15 protein-coding genes are annotated in these 22,372 nt (G+C 72.2%); 9 read left to right on the top strand and 6 right to left on the bottom strand.

What is annotated here, in order from left to right:
• Positions 1-376 precede the first annotated feature (376 nt).
• The 4 genes from fusA to ACH47Z_RS21890 form a co-directional block, all read right to left on the bottom strand.
• Positions 377-2,470, bottom strand: coding sequence for an elongation factor G (gene fusA / locus ACH47Z_RS21905; protein WP_399076065.1), 2,094 nt, complete (start codon positions 2,468-2,470; stop codon positions 377-379).
• 328 nt (positions 2,471-2,798) lie between these two features.
• Positions 2,799-4,085, bottom strand: a complete 1,287-nt coding sequence (locus ACH47Z_RS21900; protein ID WP_399076062.1) for a nucleotidyl transferase AbiEii/AbiGii toxin family protein — start codon at positions 4,083-4,085, stop codon at positions 2,799-2,801.
• A gap of 49 nt (positions 4,086-4,134) precedes the next feature.
• Positions 4,135-4,329, bottom strand: coding sequence for a hypothetical protein (locus ACH47Z_RS21895; protein ID WP_399076060.1), 195 nt, complete (start codon positions 4,327-4,329; stop codon positions 4,135-4,137).
• Between the two features lie 285 nt (positions 4,330-4,614).
• Entirely contained in the window at positions 4,615-5,673 is a 1,059-nt protein-coding gene (locus tag ACH47Z_RS21890) for a LacI family DNA-binding transcriptional regulator (protein ID WP_399076058.1), read from the bottom strand.
• A 302-nt stretch (positions 5,674-5,975) separates the two neighbouring features.
• Here ACH47Z_RS21890 and ACH47Z_RS21885 point away from each other — a divergent pair, with 302 nt between their 5' ends.
• The 8 genes from ACH47Z_RS21885 to ACH47Z_RS21850 all read left to right on the top strand — a co-directional run bounded on the left by ACH47Z_RS21885 (position 5,976) and on the right by ACH47Z_RS21850 (position 17,826).
• Positions 5,976-7,565: a sugar ABC transporter ATP-binding protein gene (locus tag ACH47Z_RS21885; protein WP_399076056.1), complete on the top strand. Its 1,590-nt coding sequence runs from the start codon at positions 5,976-5,978 to the stop codon at positions 7,563-7,565.
• Positions 7,562-8,656: an ABC transporter permease gene (locus ACH47Z_RS21880; protein WP_399076054.1), complete on the top strand. Its 1,095-nt coding sequence runs from the start codon at positions 7,562-7,564 to the stop codon at positions 8,654-8,656. The genes ACH47Z_RS21885 and ACH47Z_RS21880 overlap by 4 nt, the downstream gene beginning before the upstream one ends.
• 73 nt (positions 8,657-8,729) lie before the next feature.
• Positions 8,730-9,701 carry a substrate-binding domain-containing protein gene (locus ACH47Z_RS21875; protein WP_399076052.1) on the top strand — a complete coding sequence of 324 codons (972 nt, stop codon included), beginning with the start codon at positions 8,730-8,732 and terminating at the stop codon, positions 9,699-9,701.
• A gap of 273 nt (positions 9,702-9,974) precedes the next feature.
• Positions 9,975-10,943, top strand: coding sequence for a cyclase family protein (locus ACH47Z_RS21870; protein WP_399076050.1), 969 nt, complete (start codon positions 9,975-9,977; stop codon positions 10,941-10,943).
• A 67-nt stretch (positions 10,944-11,010) separates the two neighbouring features.
• Positions 11,011-13,830, top strand: coding sequence for a SpoIIE family protein phosphatase (locus ACH47Z_RS21865; RefSeq protein ID WP_399076048.1), 2,820 nt, complete (start codon positions 11,011-11,013; stop codon positions 13,828-13,830).
• A gap of 124 nt (positions 13,831-13,954) precedes the next feature.
• Entirely contained in the window at positions 13,955-15,502 is a 1,548-nt protein-coding gene (locus tag ACH47Z_RS21860; RefSeq protein WP_399076046.1) for a sugar ABC transporter ATP-binding protein, read from the top strand.
• Positions 15,499-16,590: an ABC transporter permease gene (locus ACH47Z_RS21855; protein WP_399076043.1), complete on the top strand. Its 1,092-nt coding sequence runs from the start codon at positions 15,499-15,501 to the stop codon at positions 16,588-16,590. Before ACH47Z_RS21860 ends, ACH47Z_RS21855 begins: the two co-directional genes overlap by 4 nt.
• 72 nt (positions 16,591-16,662) lie before the next feature.
• Positions 16,663-17,826 (top strand): substrate-binding domain-containing protein, encoded by a 1,164-nt coding sequence (locus tag ACH47Z_RS21850; RefSeq protein WP_399076041.1) that lies wholly within the window; start codon positions 16,663-16,665, stop codon positions 17,824-17,826.
• A 46-nt stretch (positions 17,827-17,872) separates the two neighbouring features.
• Here ACH47Z_RS21850 and ACH47Z_RS21845 read toward each other — a convergent pair whose 3' ends face one another.
• The gene (locus tag ACH47Z_RS21845; RefSeq protein ID WP_399076040.1) at positions 17,873-18,550 is read right to left on the bottom strand and encodes a DUF429 domain-containing protein; all 678 of its coding nucleotides are present in this window, start codon (positions 18,548-18,550) and stop codon (positions 17,873-17,875) included.
• Positions 18,551-18,636: 86 nt separating this feature from the next.
• Entirely contained in the window at positions 18,637-19,593 is a 957-nt protein-coding gene (locus ACH47Z_RS21840) for a hypothetical protein (RefSeq protein WP_399076038.1), read from the bottom strand.
• 249 nt (positions 19,594-19,842) lie between these two features.
• Here ACH47Z_RS21840 and ACH47Z_RS21835 point away from each other — a divergent pair, with 249 nt between their 5' ends.
• Positions 19,843-22,368 carry a Pls/PosA family non-ribosomal peptide synthetase gene (locus ACH47Z_RS21835; protein ID WP_399076036.1) on the top strand — a complete coding sequence of 842 codons (2,526 nt, stop codon included), beginning with the start codon at positions 19,843-19,845 and terminating at the stop codon, positions 22,366-22,368.
• Positions 22,369-22,372 lie beyond the last annotated feature (4 nt).

Raw genomic sequence — 22,372 nt, 5'->3', positions numbered from 1 at the left:
CTACCGGGCCAGGACGGTCAGCGTTGCCGGCCCCGAGCCCAAGCCATCCCCGGGACTGGAGCGGACACCGTAACCGGGGCCGGAGCGGTGAGCGTTGCCGGACCGCAGCGCGCACCGCTGCCGGACCGGAGCGCACGCCGTCACCGGGACACCGGAGCAGACACCGTGATCCGGGCCGGAGCGGTCACCGTTGCCGGACCGGCAGAGCGCACCACTACCGCACCGGACCGGACCGGACACGGTTACCGGACCGACAGAGCGCACCACTACCGGACCGGACACGGCTACCGGACCGGCGTGCGCACCGCTATCGCACCGCAGCGCACACCGTCACCGGACCGGAGCAGTCACCGTTGCCGAACCGCAGCACGCACCACTACCGGACCGGAGCGCTCACCGCTCGCGGTGTCGTTGCCGGTGCCGGCGTCGGTCGCGGTGCCGGGGCGTAGCCGGTGGGGCGGGTCGTGAAGGTGCCGCGGCCCTGGGTGCGGCTGCGCAACCGGGTGGCGTAGCCGAAGAGTTCGGCCAGTGGCACGGTTGCCGTCAGGACGGCCGCGCCACCCCGCGTCCCGGAGCCGGCGACGCGGCCGCGTCGGGCGGCCAGGTCGCCGAGGACCGTACCGACGGCGTCCTCGGGCACGGTGACCGTGACCTCGGCGACCGGTTCCAGCAGGGCCATGACGCAGGCGCGCAGGGCCGTGCGGAGCCCGAGCCGGCCGGCGGTGCGGAAGGCCGTGTCGGAGGAGTCCTTCACGTGGGTGGAGCCGTCGGTGAGCGTGACCCGCAGCCCGGTCACCGGGTGCCCGTCGAGCGGACCCTCGGCGAGGGCGTCCCGGCATCCGGCCTCCACCGCACGGACGTACTCCTGCGGCACCCGTCCACCGACGACGGCGGAACGGAACTCGAAGCCGGTGACGCCGGCTTCGGGCCCGAGCGGTTCCACGTCGAGCACGACATGGGCGAACTGCCCTGCCCCGCCGTCCTGTTTGACGTGCCGGTACACGAACCCGGCCACTCCCCCGACGACGGTCTCGCGGTACGCGACCCGCGGCCGCCCCACGGTGACCTCCGGTCCCCCGTCGCGCCGGATCTTCTCCACCGCGACCTCCAGATGGAGTTCGCCCATCCCGGACAGCACGGTCTGCCCGGTCTCGGCGTCGGTGCGCACCACCAGCGAGGGGTCCTCCTCGGCCAGCCGGGCCAGCGCCACCGCCAGCCGGCCGGTGTCCGTGGCCCGCCGGGCCTCGACGGCGACGGACACCACGGGCTCGGCGGCGACCGGCGGTTCCAGCAGCAGCGGGGCACCGGGGTCGCACAGCGTGGAGCCGGCCCGCGCCGACTTCACACCGGCGAGCGCCACGATGTCCCCGGCCACCGCCCGGTCCAGCTGGACGTGCCGGTCCGCCATGACCCGCAGGATGCGCGCCACGCGCTCGGTACGCCCGCTGCCCTGCTCGCGCACGGTGTCTCCTTTCTCGAGGGTGCCGGAGTAGACACGGACGTAGGCCAGCCGCCCGGTGGCGCTCGCGTTCACCTTGAACACCAGTCCTGCGAACGGGACTTGGGGATCGGCCACCCGCTCTTGCTCGCTGCCCTCGTGTTCGCCACGTACGGCGGGGACGTCGAGCGGGGACGGCAGATAGGCGACGACCGCGTCCAGCAACGGCTCGATGCCGCGGTTGCGGTAGGCGGAACCGGCGAGGACGACCAGGCCGTCCCCGGTGCGGGTGAGGTCGCGCAGTGCGGTGGCGAGCGTGGCGGGCGTGAGTGCGTCCCGGTCGCAGAACTCCTCCAGCGCGCCCGGATGCAGCCCGGCCACGGTCTCCTCGAGCTGCCGCCTGCGGCGTACGGCCTCCTCGCGCAGCGTCTCGGGTACGGCCCCCTCCACGGCCGTACCCGTACCGTCGCCCCACGTCAGCGCGCGCATCCGCACCAGGTCGACGACGCCGGTGAACGTGTCCTCGGCGCCGATGGGCAACTGCACGACCAGCGGCGCCGGGTGCAGCCGGTCCCGGATCGAGGCGACGGCCTTGTCGAGGTCGGCGCCCGCGCGGTCCAGCTTGTTGACGAACGCGATGCGCGGCACGCCGTGCCGGTCGGCCTGCCGCCACACCGACTCGCTCTGCGGTTCGACCCCGGCGACGGCGTCGAACACGGCGACCGCCCCGTCGAGGACGCGCAGCGAGCGCTCGACCTCGTCGGCGAAGTCGACGTGCCCGGGGGTGTCGATGAGATTGATGCGATGTCCGTCCCAGGCACAGCTCACGGCGGCGGCGAAGATGGTGATGCCGCGGTCGCGTTCCTGCGGGTCGAAGTCGGTGACGGTGGTGCCGTCGTGCACCTCGCCCCGCTTGTGGGTGGTGCCGGTCGCGTACAGGATCCGCTCGGTGACGGTGGTCTTGCCCGCGTCGACGTGGGCGAGGATGCCGAGGTTGCGGACGGCGGCGAGGCTGGTGATGTCGGTGCGCACGGCCCGAGGCCTTTCGGAAGCCCAGAGACTCTCTGGGGATCTGAGAAAAAGGGGCAGCGCGATTCACCCGTGCGAGCCGAAGCGTGTGCCGGTGCGACAGGGCAGGGCAGGTCAGCGTGACGTCACGGGCGTCCGGTGCCGGCCGCGCAGCGGGCACCGGCCGGACGAGGACACGAGGATCACCTCGTACCGGGAACGGGGAGCGAGAACAGCACTGCGCGCACGCATGGCCAAGCTCCCCTCGGTGTCGGACGACAGGCGCCGTCATACGGTCGTGGCGGCGCTCGGTACGGGATGACGGTACGGGGGGAAGCGCGGCCGGGGCACGTCATTTTCCGAGCGGGGCCAGTGCCCGGACGAGCCGGCGCAGCCATTCCTCCGCCGCGCCCCGGACGTCGGGGTACCGCTCCCGGAACGCGGCCCAGTCCACATCCCACCCGAGCACCGCGGCCGGGTCGAGGGCATCGGGGCCCGCGGGTACGGCCGCCCGGCGGAAGACGCCGCGCAGCAGGCGTTGCGGAAGCCGGGCGCCCTGTCCCTCCGCGAGGAGGACCGCGTCGTACAGGTCCTTGCCCTGCGCGCGGCCCCCGTCCCGGCTGTCGGTGTGCAGCCAGAGCAGCTTCCAGGTCAGGGACAGCTCCCGGCTCACCGTGCGCACCGGGACGGGCTGTCCGCCGTCGCCGCGCGGTACCAGCGTCCACACCGGGGCCTCGGGCAGCTGTTCGTCGCGGGCGAAGTCGAGCCGCACCTCACCGGACGGCAGACCTTCCGCATGCCAGGGGACGACGAGGCGCACTCCGGGTGTGTCGTGGTACGCGTACGTCCAGGTGCCGTCGACGCGTGCCTTGTCCGCGTCGAGAACCAGCCCCGGGGCCGCCTCCGGATGCCGCGCGAGGCGCTCGAGCAGATCCAGATACGGCGGCCCGGTCTCCACGGTGTCCTCGTCGGCCAGCCAGTGCAGCCCCTCGGGCGGGAGCACGGGCCGCTGCCCGCCGGTGCCGAACTCCTCGTCCGCCCATATCTCGTACCGCGCCGCACCGTCGGCGGCCTCGGGCCACTGCTGCACGATGTCGAGCCGGTCCACATACGGATACGGGTCCAGCGCATCGACCCCGACGGCACTCTCCAGCACCACCCAGTCGAGGTCACCGGGTTCCCGCGCGCCCGCTCCCACCCACGCCGGCATGACCATGCTGCCCCGCAGCACCAGACTTCCACTCCACGGAGCGTCCGCGATCACCCGCAGCACATGATCGAGCGCCGCACGCCGACAGCGCGCCACCTCGTCGGCCCCGCCGCCGGGTCGGTCTGCGTTCACGGGGCAGACGGTAGCGGCCGCCACTGACAACGGCCGAAGCGGCGGTCCTACTCGCCGAGTACCAGGCGTTCCAGCGCCGCCCGTGACCGTGCGTCGGCCCGCGAGCCGGTCGGCCATGCTCCGTCTGCGCTGCACGGCGACGGAACCCGGTGGCAGCGCCTTCGCGAGAGTCCCGGTGAGCACCCGGGCGTAGACCTCCAGGTCGGCGGCGTCCCCGCGCAGCGCGGCTGTCAGCAGGCCGAGGGAGTCGGGTGGCCCGCCGGGCTCGAACGGGACGGGGTCGTGTGGCGAGGTCATCGTGGGACCTCTCGCGGTGGTGGGTGCGCCGAGTCCGCTGGACCGGGTGTCAGCCGTCCAGGCTGAGCACCATCGTGGGGCGCTCGATGACGTGGTCCTCGCGCAGCGGTCGTACGGCTTCGGCGCCGCTGAAGACGTTCCGTATCCCGCCGTAAAGACAGTCGTGACAGCCCCGGTACCGGCCGCTGCGGCCCACGTGGTGGACGGCCGAGCCCATGACCTGGCCCACCGGCTCGAACCCCACGGCGCGCAGTGCGGCGAACTCAGCGGTGGACAGCGCCGAGGAGCCACGTCCCGCTGCCCTGCATCCTCCGCGACACGCGCGGCTGCCGCCGGGGGCAGCCCGGCCCCGTCCATTCCCCGCTCATGGACACCGACTTCGCGCTTCGTGCCCTGCCCGAGGGCGTAGCGGCCCGAGTCTCTGCCCGGCTGCCCGGAGCGGCCCCGGTGGGCGACGGTGGCGCTTGCGAGCAGGCCGTGAAGTGAACGAAGGGGCTGGGTGGCGGACGCCGCCCCCGAAGCGGTGGCCTCACTGCCGTCGGCCCGCTGTCCGGGGGCGGTGGCCCGTCGGCCCGGCGGTGCTCTCCCTGACCTGGAGGGAGCTGCGCAGCACCACTGTGCGCAACGGGTCACGTTTCCCGGCGACGCGGTCGAGCAGCAGGTTGGCCGCTGTCCACCCGAGGTCGTACGAGGGCAACTGCACCGTGGTCAGGCTGGGCCGCACCAGCGGCGCCCAGGGCACCTCCCCGAACGACAGCACGCCGATGTCCGGTGATTCCAGACCCGCCTCGTGTACCGCCTGCAGCGCCCCGACGGCCATCAGGTTGTTGGCCGCGAAGACCGCGTCCGGCCGCCGCGGCGCCGCGAGCAGGTCGGCCATGGCCCTGCGCCCGCCCTCGACCTTGAAGTCGGCATGGCGGGTGAAGTCGTGCAGCAGGTCCACGTCCTCGGGAGCGGCACCCGGGTCCTCGTCCAGGAAGTCCTGGAGCGCCCGTCGGTAGCCTGCCAGCCGCTCCTCCGAGGTGGAGGCGCCCTGCGGGCCGGTGATGCAGGCGATCCGCCGGTAGCCGCGAGCCAGCAGGTGCGCGGTGGCCGCCTCGCTGCCCTCCTCGTTGTCCACGAGCACGGCGTCCACCTCGGCCCCGCGCAGCCGGCGGTCCACCGCGACCACGGGGATGCGGCGGCCCTCGAGGGCGGACAGGTCGGTACGGCTGCGTGACGCGGCCGCCATGATGACGCCCGCCATCTGCTCGGCGACCGCGATGTCCAGGTAGCGCCGCTCCTTGTCGACGTTCTCGTCGGTGTTGCACAGCACCACCGAGAGGCTGGTCCGCTGGGCGGCGTCCTCGACGCCGCGGGCCAGCGCGGTGAAGAACGGGTTCGCGATGTCCGGGATGAGCAGTCCGATGACGCTGCTGCGCTGCGTGCGCAGCGACCGGGCGACCCGGTTGGGGGCGAAGCCCAGTTCGGCCGCCGCGCGCCGGACCCGTTCGGTGCGCTCGGCCGTGACGCGACCGCCATTGAAGACCCGGGAGACCGTCGCCGGGGAGACTCCGGCGGCCTGGGCCACGTCGTTGATCGTCGTCATAGGTCCTCCGACCCCTCCTCGCCCACCAGGGGCCGCAGTCGCGGGGTGCCGGGTCGACGCCGCCCCGCTGCGGTCGACTCGTACGCGGCTCTTGACACCCCTCGGAGGCAAACCCTACGTTTCGCTGAAAAGGATTTCAAGATCCCGCCGGAGCCCAGCCCACAGCAAGTGGGCCCCTCCTTGGCCATCCCACCCCTCCACGGAAAGCGGATGGTGGGGAAGTTTTTGAAATCGATTTCCTAAAATCCTGCTCCACCACCTGTGCACCAAAGGGAGGTCCGCTATGGCGCGGACGGCGCGGCATGAGCGGCGAACCGCCCGCCCTGCTGCGAATGCGGGGCATCAGCAAGGAGTTCCCGGGCGTCCGGGCGCTCAGCGACGTCGAACTGACCGTCCACCCCGGCGAGGTCGTGGCGTTGCTCGGCGAGAACGGCGCCGGCAAGTCGACGCTCATGAACATCCTCGCCGGGGTGCACGCCGACTATCAGGGGACCATCGAGATCGACGGCGAGCCGGTGCGGATCCACTCCCCGAAGCACGCCCAGCAGCACGGCATCTCGCTGATCCACCAGGAACTCAACCTGGTCCCCGAACTGTCCGTGTCCGACAACGTCTTCCTCGGCCGCGAACTGCGCACCGCACGCGGCACCCTGGACCGCGCGGCGATGCACGCCCGCACCGCGGAACTGCTGGCCGACCTCGGCCTCGACCTGCCCCCGCGGCAACTGGTCCGCGACTGCCGCATCGCCGAGCAGCAGCTCGTCGAGGTGGCCAAGGCGCTGAACGGCACCCTGCGGATCCTGGTGCTGGACGAGCCGACGTCGGCGCTCGCCGAGGCCGAGGTGGAGCGGCTGTTCACCGTGATCCGCCGGCTGGCAGCCCGCGGCGTCGGGTTGATCTACATCTCCCACCGGCTGGAGGAGCTGGAGGAGATCGCCGACTCGGCGACCGTACTGCGCGACGGCACCTTCGCGGGCCACCGCCCGATCGCCGGCACCGACCGCGCCGAGCTGGTACGGCTGATGGTCGGACGGCCGCTGGGCGAGCTGTTCCCCAGGGCCCCGGAACAGCGTTCCGACGGCACGGTGCGGCTGCGCGTGAAGGGCCTGACGAGCACTCCCGCGCCCGGCAGCACCCGTACGCCGCTGCGCTCGGTGGACCTCGAGGTGCGGGCCGGGGAGATCCTCGGCGTCGCCGGGCTGATGGGCGCCGGGCGCAGCGAGGTGCTCGAGGCCCTCTTCGGGGCCGACGACCGTGTGCGCGGCGAGATCACGCTGAACGACCGCCCGTACGCCCCGCACACCCCGCGCAGGGCGATCCGCAGAGGCTTCGCGCTGGTCGCCGAGGACCGCAAGGCGCAGAGCCTGGTGATCGGCAACACGGTGCGGTTCAACGCCACCCTGGCCGCGCTCGACCGCTACCTCAGGCCGTGGCGCACCGTGGACGCCCGCCGGGAGAAGGCCGCCGCGGCCGGCAAGGTCGCGGAGCTGCGCACCAAGACGCACAGTCTGGACGCCGTCGTCGGCACCCTCTCCGGCGGCAACCAGCAGAAGGTGGTGCTGGCCAAGTGCCTGCTCACCGAGCCCTCGGTGCTGCTGCTCGACGAGCCGACGCGGGGCATCGACGTCGGGGCCAAGGCGGAGATCCACGCCCTGATGGACACCCTTGCCGCGCAGGGCACCGCGATCATCGCCGTCTCCTCCGAGCTCCCGGAGCTGATCGGCATGTGCGACCGGATCATCGTGCTCTGCGAGGGGCGGCTGACCGGCGAGTTCCACCGCGACCCGGCCCACGGGCCGGCCGCGACCCAGGAGGCCATCCTCACCGCGGCGATGGCACGGCAGAACGTTGTGGCCGGACCACCGGCCGACGAGAACGAGGCAGAGAAATGAGCAAGACACTCCCACCGGCCGAGGACACCGCCACCGGGACCGGCGAGCACCTCCAGACGCTGCGCGGGCGCCTGTCCCGGGCCCTGCCGTCCCTCGGCTCCCTGCAGAGCTACATCGGCCTGGTGCTCGTCGTCGCCGTGGGCATCGCCACCAAGGGCCAGATCTTCTGGAACCAGGACAACCTCACCAACGCCGTCACCGCCTTCGCCTCACGCGGCATCCTCGCCGTGGGCGTCACCCTGGTCATCCTCACCGCGGGGATCGACCTGTCCGTGGGTTCGGTGCTGGGCATCGGCTCCATGACGGCGGCGATGCTGCTGGTCCACCACGGGCTGTCGCCCTGGGCGATCGTGCCGCTGTGCGCGCTGGTCGGTGCGTTCTTCGGCTTCCTCAACGGGATCGGCACCACCTGGCTGCGCATCCAGTCCTTCGTGATGACCCTGGCCATGCTCTCGGTGGTGCGCGGCATCGACCGGCAGATGAGCAACAACGTGGCCGTCGGCGTGCAGTTGGTGGACCCGCACGGCCACCTCACGCCCAAGGCCGCCGCGTTCGCCGCACTGGGCACCCCGGGTCACACCCTGATCGCGGGCATCGGCTACCCGGTGATCGCGTTCGTCGCGGTCTGCGTCGCGGTGCAACTGCTGCTGTCCCGGACCCGGTTCGGACGGCATGTGTACGCCGTGGGCGGCAACCCCACCGCCGCCCGGCTCTCCGGGGTCAACGTCACCCTGGTGATCATCACGGTCTTCACGCTCTGCGGCCTGCTGGCCGGCTTCGCCGGTCCCATCGACGCCGCGTACAGCGCCTCGGCCGACCCGCTGGCCGGCACCTCCTACGAGCTGGACGCCATCGCCGCGGCCGTCATCGGCGGCACCAGCCTGGCCGGCGGCAAGGGCACCGTCACCGGCACCGCCGTCGGCGCGCTGATCCTCACCCTGCTCGACAACGTCCTGGGGCTCAACGCGATCAGCGACAACATGCAGATGATCATCAAGGGCCTCATCGTCGTCGTGGCCGTCGTGCTGCAGCGACCGGGCTTCCTCCAGCCCCTCATCGAGCCGCTGCGCCGCCTGCGCGCCCGCGCCTGACCGTCCCCACACCCCACACCCCACACCACCGCTCACCCCTCACCCTCACCCTCACCCACGCAAGGAGTCCGCTGTGTCCCGGATCCGTCGTACCGCTGTGGCCATCGCCGCCGCGGCCGCCACCGTCGCCGCCCTCACCTCCTGCGCCGCCCACGCGCCGAAGACCGCCGCCGCCGGTTCGGCGAGCGGCAAGAAGACGTTCGTGGTCGGCTACTCCCAGTCCAACAACGCCGAGCCGTACCGCGCCCAGCTCAACGCGCAGCTCGAGTACTTCGTCAAGAAGTACCCGGACCTGAAGCTGCTGCCCATCACCGACGCGCACCAGGACAGTGCCACCCAGGTGAGCCCGGTGCAGAACTTCATCCAGCAGAAGGTCGACGTCCTGATCCTCTCGCCCAACGAGCCGGCTCCGCTGACCGCCGCGGTGCAGCAGGCCTGTACCGCGCACATCCCGGTCATCGTCCTGGACCGGACCGTGAACACCGACTGCTACACGTCCTTCATCGGCGGCGACAACTACAAGATCGGCAAGCTCGCCGGTGAGGCGGCCGTGCAGGCCCTGCCGCACGGCGGCAACGTGGCCGAGCTGCAGGGGACCCTGTCCGACCAGCCGCAGATCGACCGCGACAAGGGCTTCAGAGACGCCATCGCCGGACACAACATCAACATCGTCTACCACCAGGAGGCGAAGTGGCTGAAGGCCAACGCCACCGCGATCACGCAGCGTTGGCTCGCCCAGGACAAGAAGATCGACCTCGTCTACGGTGAGAACGACGACATGGCCCTCGGCGCCGTCCTCGCGGCCCTCGGCGCCGGCAAGGCCGACGGCATCAGGTTCGTCGGCATCGACGGGCTCGCCATCCCGACCGGGGGCATCCGCGCCGTACAGCTCGGCCAGATGTACACCACCTTCATCTACCCGACCGGAGCCCAGCAGGCGGCGGACACCGCCGAGGCCATCGCGCACGGAAAGACCGTCGGCAAGCACCAGACACTGCAGACCACCAGGATCACCAAGGACAACGCCGCGGCCGTCTACCAGTAGTACGACATGTCCGGCAAGGTCGGCTGACCCCGGCCGCCCGAGGGGCCCGCTCCACGGAACGGGCCCCTCGGTGGACGAGGGCGCCGGAAGATCGATCGGGGAGAAACTCCCGGGCGTGGTCGCGGGCCCACTGGCCGAAGGTGCGAGCCGGAGCCCGCGTCTCCTGCGGGCGACCGGCGGTTCGGCGCAGGTCGTGCAAGGCTGGGAATCCGGGTCGGCGGGCCCGGTGCCCCGTCGCCGGGGCCGTGTCGACGCTGGGAACGGTGAGTACGGATGAGCCCGAACTCCGCGGACGGTCCGGAGCCCGGGCCGGCCGGTGCCGGCAACGGGCCCGCCGTCTCCCGTCGGGAGTTCGACGCGCTCTTCGAGGCGGTCCGCACCTGGGGCCGCTGGGCCCCGGCCGACCGCGGTGCCTGGAACCGGGTGACGGCGGAGCATGTGCGGCGGGCCACGGCCGCGGTGCGGTCCGGGCAGGTCGTTCCGCTGGCGCTGCCCTGGAACACCCGGCCCGGCCCCGACAACCCCAGGCCCGCTCTGCACCACATGACCGATCTCGGTGACGTGGAGAGCCCGGAGCCCTCGACCCACAAGGACTTCATCGCCGCCGACTACCACGGCAAGGCCGTCACCCATCTCGACGCCCTGTGCCATGTCGCCTACCGGGGGCAGCTCTACGACGGCCGGACGGCGAACGACCTCGTCGGCGCGGCGGGTGCCCGTTTCGGAGCGGTGTCGGCGCTCGGCCCCCTCGTCACGCGGGGCGTGCTCCTCGACCTCCCCGGCGTCCTGGGTATCCGCTGGCTGGAGCCCGGGCAGGCGGTGCACGCACAGGACGTCATCGCCGCGGAGAAGGCGCTCGGTGTGACCATCGGCAAGGGCGACGCGGCGCTGCTGCGCTCCGGACACGTCCGCCGCCGCGGGGAGCTCGGTGCCTGGGATCCCGGCGCGGCGAGCGCGGGCTTCCACGTGGACGCCGTACCGCTGCTGGCCGAGCGGGGCATCGCGCTGCTCGGCGGGGACGGCGACAGCGACGTACGGCCCTCACCCGTAGACGGCGTGCACTCGCCCGTCCATGCCCTGGTCGTGGCCGCGATGGGGGTGCCGCTGCTGGACAACCTCGATCTGGAGGCCCTTTCGGCCGCGACGGCGGAGGCGGGGCGGCATGAGTTCCTGCTTGTCGTGGCGCCGCTGAACATCCCGGGCGGGACGGGCTCACCCGTCAATCCGGTCGCCATTTTGTGACCGCAGGCACCTAATGTCCGTATCCTCATCTATGTCAGGTTGTTCCGGAAAAGCGGAAGCGATACCGATGGGGCGAGCGACAGAAGGCACGGGGCCTGCCCGTTCCCGTGAGCTTTTTCTGGAGGGTGAGCCGGTCGAAGCCTGCGTGCGCGCCCTCATCTCGAACTCGTGGCAGCGCTGCCGGGCCCTGGGACTCTCGCCCGACCAGTCCGGCCTTCCCTTCCGGGCCGACTTCGACCGTGATGCCCGTATCGTCCGAGCGGCCGTGCCGGTGCTCGACCGGCTGCAGTCCTGGTTCGCCGGCAGCAAGATGAACATCTGCGTGGCCGATGCGAACGGGACGGTACTCCTGCGCCGCTTCGGAGACGCGTCCCTGGCCAGAAGCCTCCCGGCGTTCCAGCGCATGCCCGGATTCGTGTTCGCCGAGCAGTACGCCGGCACCAACGGCATCGGGCTGGCGCTGGCGGAGCGGCAGCTCATCCAGGTCTACGGCGCCGAGCACTTCGCCGAGCGCGGGCAGGGAAACGCCTGCCGCGCGCTTCCCGTCCGCGACCCGGTCAGCGGCCGTATCGAGGGCGTCCTGTGCCTCGGCTACCCCCGCGGCGCCGAGGACCCGGCGCTGGCCACCGTGATACGCAGGGCGGCCCGCGCCATCGAGCGGCGGCTGCTGGGACAGAGTTCCGAACGAGAGCGCGCCCTGCTACGGGCGTACCTGGGCACCAGGGCCGAAACCGCCGCCGGCCCTCACCACAACGTCGAGGTCGGCGAACTGGCCCTCGGGATGCACCCCCGTGACCGGGCGATCCTCATGGAAAAGGCGGCCGAGCTGATCTCCGGTGCGCAGCGGGCCGCTGTCCACGTTCCCCTGTCCGACGGCCGGCGGGTCACCCTGGTGAGCCGTCCGATGACGAGTGCCACCGGCGTGGAAGGCTTTGTCGCCGAGGCCATCCTGCCCGGCCCCGCACCGCACGAGCCCCTCCTCGTCGCACGGTCGGCCGAGGAGCCGCCGCGCCTCCCCGTCGAAGCCCCGGCCCTCGTCGTCGCCGTCCCCGCCGTCCCGTCGTCCGGGGCCGCTCCCCTCGCCGCGGCACCCGGCCTCGTACCCGGCCGGGCCGAAGCGCGCGGCACCGGCGCCCCCGTGGGCGGGCCCGGCGGCGCGGCGGGCGGTCACCTCCCGCCCCCGGCGAGAGGGCTCGTGCTGGTGGGGGAGCCGCACGTGGGGCGGTACGCCCTCGCCGCGCGCCGCCGCCTGGAGTTGCTGACCGACGCGAGCACGCGCATAGGCACCACCCTGGACGTGCGCCGCACCGCCCAGGAACTCGCCGAGACGGCGGTGCCGCGACTGGCCGACTACGTCACGATCGACCTGCCCGAGGCCGTACTGCGCGGCGAGGAGGCCGCCGACCCCCTCGCCGACCTGCACCGGACGGTGGTCCACGGCATCCGCGACGACTGTCCGTTCCACCCGGTCGGCAAGCGCGTCGACTACGGTCCGACCACTCCGCAACTGCGCTGTCTGACCGGCGGGCAGGCGGTGCTGGAACCGGACCTGAGGATCGCCGCGGGCTGGCTCGCCCACGACCCCGAGCACACCGAGGAGCTGCTGACCCACGTCCACTCCCTCATCGCGGTCCCCCTGGTCGCCCGCGGTGTCGTCCTGGGCGTGGCCGCCTTCTACCGCGGGCGCGACCCCGCCGCCTTCGGCGACGACGACCGTTCGCTCGCCCAGGAACTCGCCACCCGCGCCGCCCTGTCCATCGACAACGCCCGCCGCTACACGCGCGAGCGCACCATGGTCCTGGCCCTGCAGCGCAGCCTGCTCCCGCAGGGTCCGCCCGAGCAGGACGCCGTCGAGGTGGCGCACCGCTACCTGCCCGCGGAGTCCGACGTGGGCGGGGACTGGTACGACGTCATCCCCCTCTCCGGCAGCCGTGTCGGCCTCCTGGTCGGCGACGTCGTCGGCCACGGCATGCTCTCCGCCGCCACCATGGGCCGGCTGCGCACCGCCGCCCGCAGCTTCGCCGAACTCGACTTCCCCCCGGACGAGGTCCTCGCCCACCTCGACAACCTGGTGGGACGCCTCGACCGGGAGGACGCCTCGGGAGAGGCGGGCATCGTCGGCGCGACCTGCCTGTACGCCATCTACGACCCGACCGCACAGCAGTGCACCATGGCCCGCGCCGGGCATCCTCCCCCCGCGCTGGTCAGCCCCGACGGCACGGTGACCTTCCCCGACCTGCCCGCCGGACCCCCGCTGGGCCTCGGGGGCCTGCCCTTCGAGGCCGCCCAGATCGACCTCCCCGAGGGCAGCGGGCTGGTCCTCTACACCGACGGACTCATCGAGGACCGCAGCCGCGACGTCGACCTGGTCCTCGACCAGCTGCGCGGCACCCTGGCCCACCCGGAGCGCACACCCGAGGAGATCTGCGAGGCGGTCCTGGACACCGTGGCGCCGGCCCACCCCCATGACGACATCGCCCTGCTCGTCGCCCGTACCCGCGCCCTGGACCCCGACCGGATCGCCGCCTGGGACCTGCCCGCCGACCCCTCCCTCGTCAGCGAGGTCCGCGCCTCGGCCCTGCGCCGGCTGGCCGACTGGGGACTCGAGGAGGTCTCCTTCGCCGCGGAGCTGGTGCTGAGCGAGCTGGTCACCAACGCCATCCGCCATGGCTCCGGGCCCATCCGCGTCCGTCTGCTGCGCGACCGCGCCCTGATCTGCGAGGTCTCCGACACCAGCAACACCGCCCCGCACCTGCGCCGGGCGGCCACCACCGACGAGGGCGGCCGCGGCCTGTTCCTCGTGGCCCAGCTGGCACAGAGCTGGGGTACGCGCTACCTCCCACAGGGCAAGGTCATCTGGGCCGAATGGGGGCTCGACGGCGCCTGAGGCGATCGGCGCGGCTGACCCGTTGGTGTCACAGCGGGCGGCACGTCCGGAATGCGTGAGGTGCCGCACCGGCATCACGGGGAAAATCGGGGAGAAATCGCCCTGCCGACCCCCGGAGATGTCCGTGCACGACCCTCCCGACACCTCCGCGAACACGGTCCGGGCCCTCGGGGCCGACCCCCTGGTCCGCATCCGCGGGCTCGCCAAGCGGTTCGGCGGGACCCTCGCACTGGACGGGGTGGACCTCGACGTCCGGGCCGGCAGCGTCCTCGCCCTGCTCGGCCCCAACGGTGCGGGAAAGTCCACGCTCATCAAGGTGCTGGCGGGCGTCCACCAGGCCGACGCGGGCCGGATCACGGTGGACGGGCATCCGCTCGGCAGCCATGCCGCCTCCCGCGACATGTCCTTCATCCACCAGGACCTCGGGCTCGTGGAGTGGATGACGATCGCCGAGAACATCGCCCTGACCATCGGATATCCGCGCCGCGCCGGACTGATCTCCTGGCAGCGGACCCGGGAGCGCTGCGCCGAGGCCCTGGGAACCGTCGCCGGGCACCTCGATCCCGACACGCCGGTCGCCCGGCTCGGGCCCGCCGAGCGCTCGCTGGTCGCCATCGGCCGGGCCCTGGCGGCCCGCGCGAAGCTCGTCGTCCTCGACGAGCCGACCGCCCGCCTCCCCGCCGCGGACTGCGCCCGGCTCTTCCGCGTCCTGCACGCCCTGCGCGACCGGGGGCACGGCATCCTCTACGTCACCCACCGCCTGGACGAGGTGTACGAGGTCGCCGACACCTTCGCCGTGCTGCGCGACGGCAGGCTCGTCAGCCACGGCCCGCTGGCGGGCCACAACCCCGCCCGGCTGGTGCACGACATCGTCGGCGAGGACCTGCCCCGCCATCGCCCCGCTGCCGGCCCCGCGGCCGGCCCCGCCGTCCTCACCCTCGACGGCGCACGGACCGTCGGCACGGGAGCGGTCACCCTGGAACTGGGGGCCGGGGAGGTGCTGGGCCTGGTCGGCCTCTCGGGCGCCGGACACATGGACCTGGGCCGCGCGCTCGCCGGGGCCCGGCCCTTCCTCGGCGGCCGGGTACTCCTCGGCGGCAGGCCCTACGACCCCCGCACGGTCGCCGACGCCGTCGCTCTCGGTGTCGGCCTCGTGCCCGGTGACCGGCTGCGGGAGGGCTGCGCCGAGGGGCTGACCGTACGCGAGAACCTCCTGGCCAATCCCCGTGCGGGAGGTCCGCCCGTGCCGCGCTGGATCGGTCCCCGCCGTGAACGCGCCCGGGCCGCGGAGCTGATCGAACGGTTCGCGGTGCGTCCCCACGACAGCGAGGCTCCCCTCGCCACCCTGTCCGGCGGCAACCAGCAGAAGGTCGTGATCGGCCGCTGGCTCCGGGGGGACCTGCGCCTGCTGATCCTGGAGGAGCCGACCGCGAGCGTGGACATCGGAGCCAAGGCCGCGGTCTACCGCCTGCTCGACGAGGCGCTGGCCGCCGGCCTCGCGGTTCTGCTCGTCTCGACCGACTTCGAGGAGGTGGCGGACGTGTGCCGCCGGGCCCTGGTGTTCGTCCGCGGACGCGTGACGGCCGAGCTGAGCGGTGCGGGCCTCTCGGTCGCGGGGCTCACCCGGGCGGCCTCAGCCATGCCGGCCTCCGGCACGGCCACGGACTCATGACCGCCCCGCCCCCGCCCTTCCCGCCCCGCTCCCGGCCGCACCGGCGGAGCCCGGCCTGGCACCTCGTGGGCGCCTACGGCCTGGTGGTCCTCACCGCCCTGCTCTTCCTGGTCTTCTCCCTCACGCTGCCGCACACGTTTCCCACCCGGGACACCGTCGACTCGATCCTGTCCACCCAGGCGATCCCGGCCGTCCTCGCACTCGCCGCCATGGTCCCCGTCGTGACCGGCTCGTTCGACCTCTCCCTCGGCTACGGCCTCGGCCTGGCGCACGTCATGGTGCTGCACCTCGTCGTCAACCACGGATGGCCCTGGCCGTGGGCCTGCCTCGTGGTGATCGCCGGAGGGGCGGTCGTGGGCGTCCTCAACGGCGTCGTCGTCGAGTTCGGCCGGATCGACTCGTTCATCGCCACCCTCGGAACCGGCAGCATGCTGTACGCCGTGACCGGCTGGGTCACCGGCGGCGGCCGGATCGTCCCGGGCCCGCACGGTCTGCCGGCCGCCTTCACCGGCCTCTACGACTCCAGGGTCCTCGGCCTCCCGCTGCCCGCCTTCTACGTGCTCGCCCTCGCCGTCGCCCTCTGGGTGGTGCTGGAGCGGCTGCCGCTCGGCCGGTGCCTGTACGTCATCGGTGCCAATCCGCGCGCCGCCGAGCTGGTCGGCATCCCGACCCGCAGGTACACCGTCTACGCGTTCGCCGCGTCGGGGCTGATCGTCGGCTGCGCCGGTGTGCTGCTGGCGGCTCAGCAGGAGATCGGCAATCCCAGCGTCGGCCTCGACTATCTCCTGCCCGCCTTCACCGGCGCCCTCCTCGGCTCGACCGCGATCAAACCCGGCCGTCCCAACGCCCTGGGCACGGTCGTCGCCGTCGCCGTGCTCGCCGTCGGCCTCACCGGCATCGGCCAGATGGGCGCCGACTTCTGGACGATCCCCCTGTTCTACGGCGGCACTCTGCTGCTCGCCGTCGGCCTGGCCGGCTACTCCGCCCGCCGGCTGCGCACCGGGGCCGACGCACCCCGCGACGCGCCGGCCGTGCCGCGGCCCCCGCCGTCGGCACCCGGAGGCGGAACCGCGGGCACCACTCCATGACCCATGCACGCCGGGGCCCCGGCTCCGGCCCCCGGCCGCACCCTGACGCTCGCCCCTCCGCGAGGAGCTCCCGTGCACCGCAACCGCAAGGCCACCCCACGCGCCGTCACGGCCCGGTCCGTCTCCCTCGCGCTGCTGGCCGCGCTGGCCGCCTTCACCGGCTGCCAGCGCGGCCCGTCGAACGGCCCCACGGTGTCCACCACCGGCCCGGGCGGCTGCCCCGCGGCCCAGACCACGGCCCGGGCCGCCGTCGTACGAGCGGAACGGACCGACACCGTCTGGAACGGGCCGACCGGCGGCCCCGGAGCGGTGTCCGGCAAGACGGTCGTCTATGTCGCGCAGACCATGACCAACCCCGGAGTCGCGGGCGTCGCGGACGGCGTGCGGGAGGCCGCGAGCGTCATCGGCTGGAACGTCCGGGTGATCGACGCGGGCGGCAGTCCCTCCGGCGTCCAGGCGGCCATGAGCGAGGCCGTGTCTCTCCGGCCTTCGGGCATCGTCATCGGCGGCTTCGACCCCGGCTCGACCTCCCAGCAGGTCGATCGGGCCAACGCGGCCGGCATCCCTCTCGTCGGCTGGCACGCGGTCGCCTCCCCCGGTCCCAGCAGGCGGCCCGAACTCTTCACCAACGTCACCACCCGGGTCGAGGACGTGGCCCGCATCAGCGCACAGTGGATCATCTCCCACTCCAACGGCCGGGCCGGAGTCGTCCTCTTCACCGACGCCTCCATCCCCTTCGCGAGGAACAAGTCCGAGCTGATCAGGAAGGAACTCGCCACCTGTTCCGGCGTGCGGCTGCTCGCGTACGAGAACATCCCGATCCCGGACGCGAGCAGCCGCACCCCGCGGGAGATCTCCTCCCTCCTCTCCCGCTTCCGGAACAGGTGGACGCACTCCGTCGCCATCAACGACCTGTACTTCGCCGACGCCGCCCCCGCCTTCCGCGCGGCCGGCCGACAGGGTTCGGGCCCGCCTTTCAACATCGGCGCGGGCGACGGTGACCCGTCCGCCTTCCAGCGCATCAACAGCGGGCAGTACCAGGCCGCCACCGTCCCCGAGCCGCTGTCGCAGCAGGCCTGGCAGATCGTCGACGAGTTCAACCGCGCCTTCTCCGGTCGTCCCGCCAGCGGCTACGTCGCCCCCGTCCACGTCTCGACGGCCGCCAACAGCGCCGGAGCCACGGCCTGGGACCCGCCGGGCTACCGGGAGGCGTACCGGAGGATCTGGGGCAGATGAGCCTGCCCCCGCATCCCGGTGAAGCACGCGCGGACCTGATGAACGGTCAGTACCGGATCTCGATGAGCCGGCCCTCCGCATCCGGCTCCGGCACCGCGGGAATCCGTTCCGCGGTCCCGAGCGCGATCCGGTGCGCCGACCAGGCGGCGGCAGCGGCGTCGAGCACATCGTCCACGGCGACCCGATCGGCCTCTCCGAGCTCGTCCGGGAGCACGACTCCGGCCTCGGCCAGCAGTGCGCGGCGCAGGTTCTGGCCGCGCCACGTCTTCTTGGCGTACGCCAGTGGCACCCCACCGGCCAGGGCGTGGAAGGACACCTCGGGGTGCACCTCGTGGATGCGCTCATCGGCAAGCCAACACGCCCGACCCTCGAGAAGTTTCGGTGCCAGCCCCCACGCCTGCCGGCTCAGCCGGCTCCCCGTGAGCTCCGCGCACCGGTTCGCGGCCGTCACATAGTCGGGCTCCTGCCACGCAGGCCTCGGCGCGATGAGGAACACGCTGCTGCGTCGCACCCCGAGCAGCGCCTTGGCCGCGAGATCAGCGGCACGCCAGCCCTGCTCGACAAGGTCGAGCGGCATGTCCACCGTGATCACCCGTACCGCACCGGCACGCTCGATCAGCGCATCGAGGGACGCGGCCACCAGGCTCCCCGCGTACGCGCCGTCGGTGAGCCGGATCCCCACCCACCCCTGCTTACCGCAGGCGTCGATCCCCAGGACGTCCATCCCACCCCCGTACCTCCGTCGCCCGTGACAGACGGGACGGCATCTGCAGCAGACCGAACATAGCGCCCGGCCCGCCACAACGCGGATCACCCGTCGCGGGGAACTCTCCGCTGCGCCTGCTCGAACTCGGCCAGCGGGTCGCCGCCGGCCTGCCAGGGCCAGTGGGTGACGGTGCCGCCGAGCGCCTCGAAGGCCGCACGGGCTTCCCGGCGCCGGTCGGCGGCCATCAGCGCGTAGGCGAGGATGTTGAGGTCGGCACGTGCCCGCGCGTGACGGAGGAATCCCGGTTGCACCCAGGTGTGGGCCACGCGGTCGAGGGCCTGGGCGGCCGTCGCCCGGGACCAGTGATTGCGCGCCACCAGCGCTTCGAAGCCGCCCCGGTCGAGGACGGAGTGGTACTGGAGGACCTGGGCGGTGAGTTCCGTCGCCGCGCAGGGCGCGTTCGCGGGCATGCGGGCGCACAGGGCGTCCACGAACTCCAGAACCTGGATGCGTGACCCCGCTTCCTCCGGGGTGAGATAGCCCAGCATGGTGAGGTAGGCCTCACGGTTCCAGCGGTCGCGTGCGAGCACCTCGTTCCACACGCCGAACATCTGCGGCTGCTCCCAGTGTTCCAGGCGTGCCGCCCTCAGGAGGGCCACCCACGGGGTGGGGTCCTGAGGAGTGAGCTCGGCGGCCCGAAGACAGCTGTCGATCACCCCGGCCGCGTCGTCCAGGCCCCCCTGGGAGCGGGCGAGGGCCACCTCGCTCCATGCGTACAGCACGAGTGCGTTCGCGTTACGCGGCTCACGCGTGGCCCACGAGCGCGGCAGACGCCAGCCGGCCAGGAACTCCGCCAGGACGCCCATGCGGTGCGCCCGACGGTCCCAGTCCTCCGGGTCCCGCTCCAGCAGACGGGAGATCTGCGCCACGCACATGTCCGTCATCCCGACCGTGCTTGCCCTCGTGGTCGCCAGCAGGTTCTTCAGCAGCCTGCCCAGGTCCTGGTCGTCGAGTTCCGGGGCAAGACGGGATCTTCCGCGGCGACTTGAAAGAAAAGCCATGGCGGGAGGCTAAGGGGGATGAGGAATCACACAAGCCCTGAGCCGAGATCGTTATGAACGCGTGGGGGACCGCCGTCCGGGTGATCCGCACACGTCCCCGTCCTGCACGGAACCAAGGAAATACGGCCCAATCGAACATTTTTCGCACCACGGCGACCGATCGATCAAGTAGCAATCTGGTCTATCCCTGAACAAACTGGAGTCTCCAGTCCGTGATCGGGCCGAAGTCCACGCCGTCCAGGAGATCGCATGGTGGAGCAGTCCTCCGAGGCCCCCATAACCGGGCCGTACGAACGGACCGAGCAGCAGTTCGCGCAGGCACTGGCCGACGTCCTCGGTGCCGAGCGGGTCGCGGTCGACAGCCACTTCTTCACCGAACTCGGCGCCAACTCCCTGGTCATGGCACAGTTCTGCGCGCGGCTACGGAAACGTGCGGATCTGCCGTCCCCGTCCATGAAGGACATCTACCGGTACCCCACGGTACGAAGCCTGGCGGCGGCTCTCGGCGACGCGGCTCCCGCACCCGTCGATCCGGCCCTCCCCCCGCCGGCCCAGGCGCCGCGCCGCAGCCGGCTGAACCATCTGCTCTGCGGAACGGCCCAGTTACTGGCCTTCCTGAGCTACTCCCTTGTCTCCGGGTTCGTCACCGCCGCGGGGTACGAGTGGATCGCCACCGGTTCGGGCGTCGCCGACATCTATCTGCGGTCGCTGCTGTTCGGAGGGGTCGGGTTCGTCGCTCTGTGCGCGCTCCCGGTCGTCGCGAAATGGCTTCTCGTCGGCCGCTGGAGACCTGGAGAGTTTCCCGTCTGGGGCCTGACGTATCTGCGCTTCTGGCTCGTCAAGGTCCTGCTCCACGCGAATCCCATGGTCTTCCTCGTCGGAACTCCGCTGTACGTGCTGTACCTGCGGGCACTCGGCGCGCGGATCGGCAAGGGGGTCACGATCCTCTCCCCCTCCGTGCCGGTCTGCACCGACCTGCTGACGATCGGCTCCGGCACGGTGGTCCGCAAGGACTCCTTCTTCCTCGGTTACCGGGCCCACGCGGGCCGCATCCAGACCGGCCGGATCACGCTCGGGCGCGATGTGTTCGTCGGCGAGAAGACGGTCCTGGACATCGACACCTCGATGGGCGACGGCGCCCAGCTCGGCCACGCCTCCGCCCTGCACCGCGGCCAGGCGGTCCCGGCCGGCGAGCACTGGCACGGATCGCCGGCGGAGCCCACCCGGGTCGACTACGTACGGGTCGCGCCGGCCGGGTGCGGCACCGGGCGCCGGGCCTGGTTCGGCTGCGTCACGCTGGCGCAGCTGCTCCTCCTGTACGTGCCTGTGGCCGTCGGCGGGGTGTACATGCTGTTCACCGAGGTGCCGGCGATCGGCAAGCGACTCGACCCGCAGAGGACCTCGTGGACGCTCGCGGAACTGGTCACCGACGCGCTGGTCCTCTCCCTGGTGCTGTTCTTCGGCTTCGTCGTGGTGGGCCTCGCCGCCCTGTACAGCGTCCCGCGGCTGCTGCGTCTGGCCGTCAAGCCGGACCGGGTCTATCCGCTGTACGGATTCCACTACGCGGCCCACCGGGCGACGGCGCGCATGACGAACATCAAGTTCTTCGCCTGGCTCTTCGGGGACAGCTCCTACATCGTCCACTATCTCCGCGGCCTCGGCTACGACGTGTCGCACGTGGAGCAGACCGGATCCAACTTCGGCACCGAGGTGCAGCACGAGACGCCCTTCCTGGTCTCCGTCGGCAGCGGAACGATGGTGGCCGACGGACTCTCCGTGCTCAACGCGGACTACTCCAGCACGTCCTTCCGGCTGAGCCGGGTGTCCATCGGGCCGCACAACTTCCTGGGCAACAACATCGCCTATCCCGCGGGCGGCCGTACAGGTGCCGACTGTCTGCTCGCGACGAAGGTGATGGTTCCCCTCGACGGCGAGGTCCGTGAAGGCGTGGGCCTCCTCGGCTCCCCGTGCTTCGAGATCCCCCGCTCCGTGGACCGTGACGCACGGTTCGACCACCTCAGGACGGGCGACACGCTGCGCCGTCGGCTCGCGGCGAAGAACCGCTACAACCTTCGCTCGATGGCCCTGATGCTGTGCGTGCGCTGGCTGCACACCTTCGCGCTCACCCTGCTCGCCCTGGCCTCCGTCGACCTGTACGGCGTGATCGGGCACGTGGTGATCGCCACGTATCTGGCGCTGACGCTCGCGTTGTCCACCGCGTACTACATCCTGGTGGAGCGCTGCCTGCTGTCCTTCCGCAGGCTCCGCCCCGAGTTGTGCTCCATCTACGACCGGACGTTCTGGTCGGTCGAGCGTCTGTGGAAGGTTCCGGACCACTACCTGAACCTCTTCAACGGAACGCCCTTCAAGAGTCTCGTCTGGCGCATGCTCGGCGTCCGCGTCGGCCGCAGGGTGTTCGACGACGGCTGCTACGTGACCGACAGAACGCTCGCCGCCATCGGCGACGACTGCACCCTCAACGCGGGGAGCAAGCTCCAGTGCCACTCGCAGGAGGACGGCACCTTCAAGTCCGACGTCACCACGCTGGGCGCCGGCTGCACGCTCGGCGTCGGCGCCCATGTGCACTACGGCGTGACCATGGGCGACGGCTCGGTGCTGGCACCCGACTCCTTCCTCATGAAGGGTGAGGAAGTCCCCCCGGACGCACGGTGGGGCGGCAATCCCGCCGTGACCATGCCGGACGAAGGCATCGGGTCCCGCGCCGCCGACCGGACCACGTCAACAGCCAACGCCACTGCGGCGACCGTGAGTTGAGGAA

This window comes from Streptomyces sp. NPDC020192 (genome assembly GCF_044388685.1).
In the GTDB taxonomy this organism is placed as follows: Bacteria; Actinomycetota; Actinomycetes; order Streptomycetales; family Streptomycetaceae; genus Streptomyces.
Note: the sequence above shows the minus strand (reverse complement) of the source record. Positions and strands in the feature narration are given on the sequence as shown.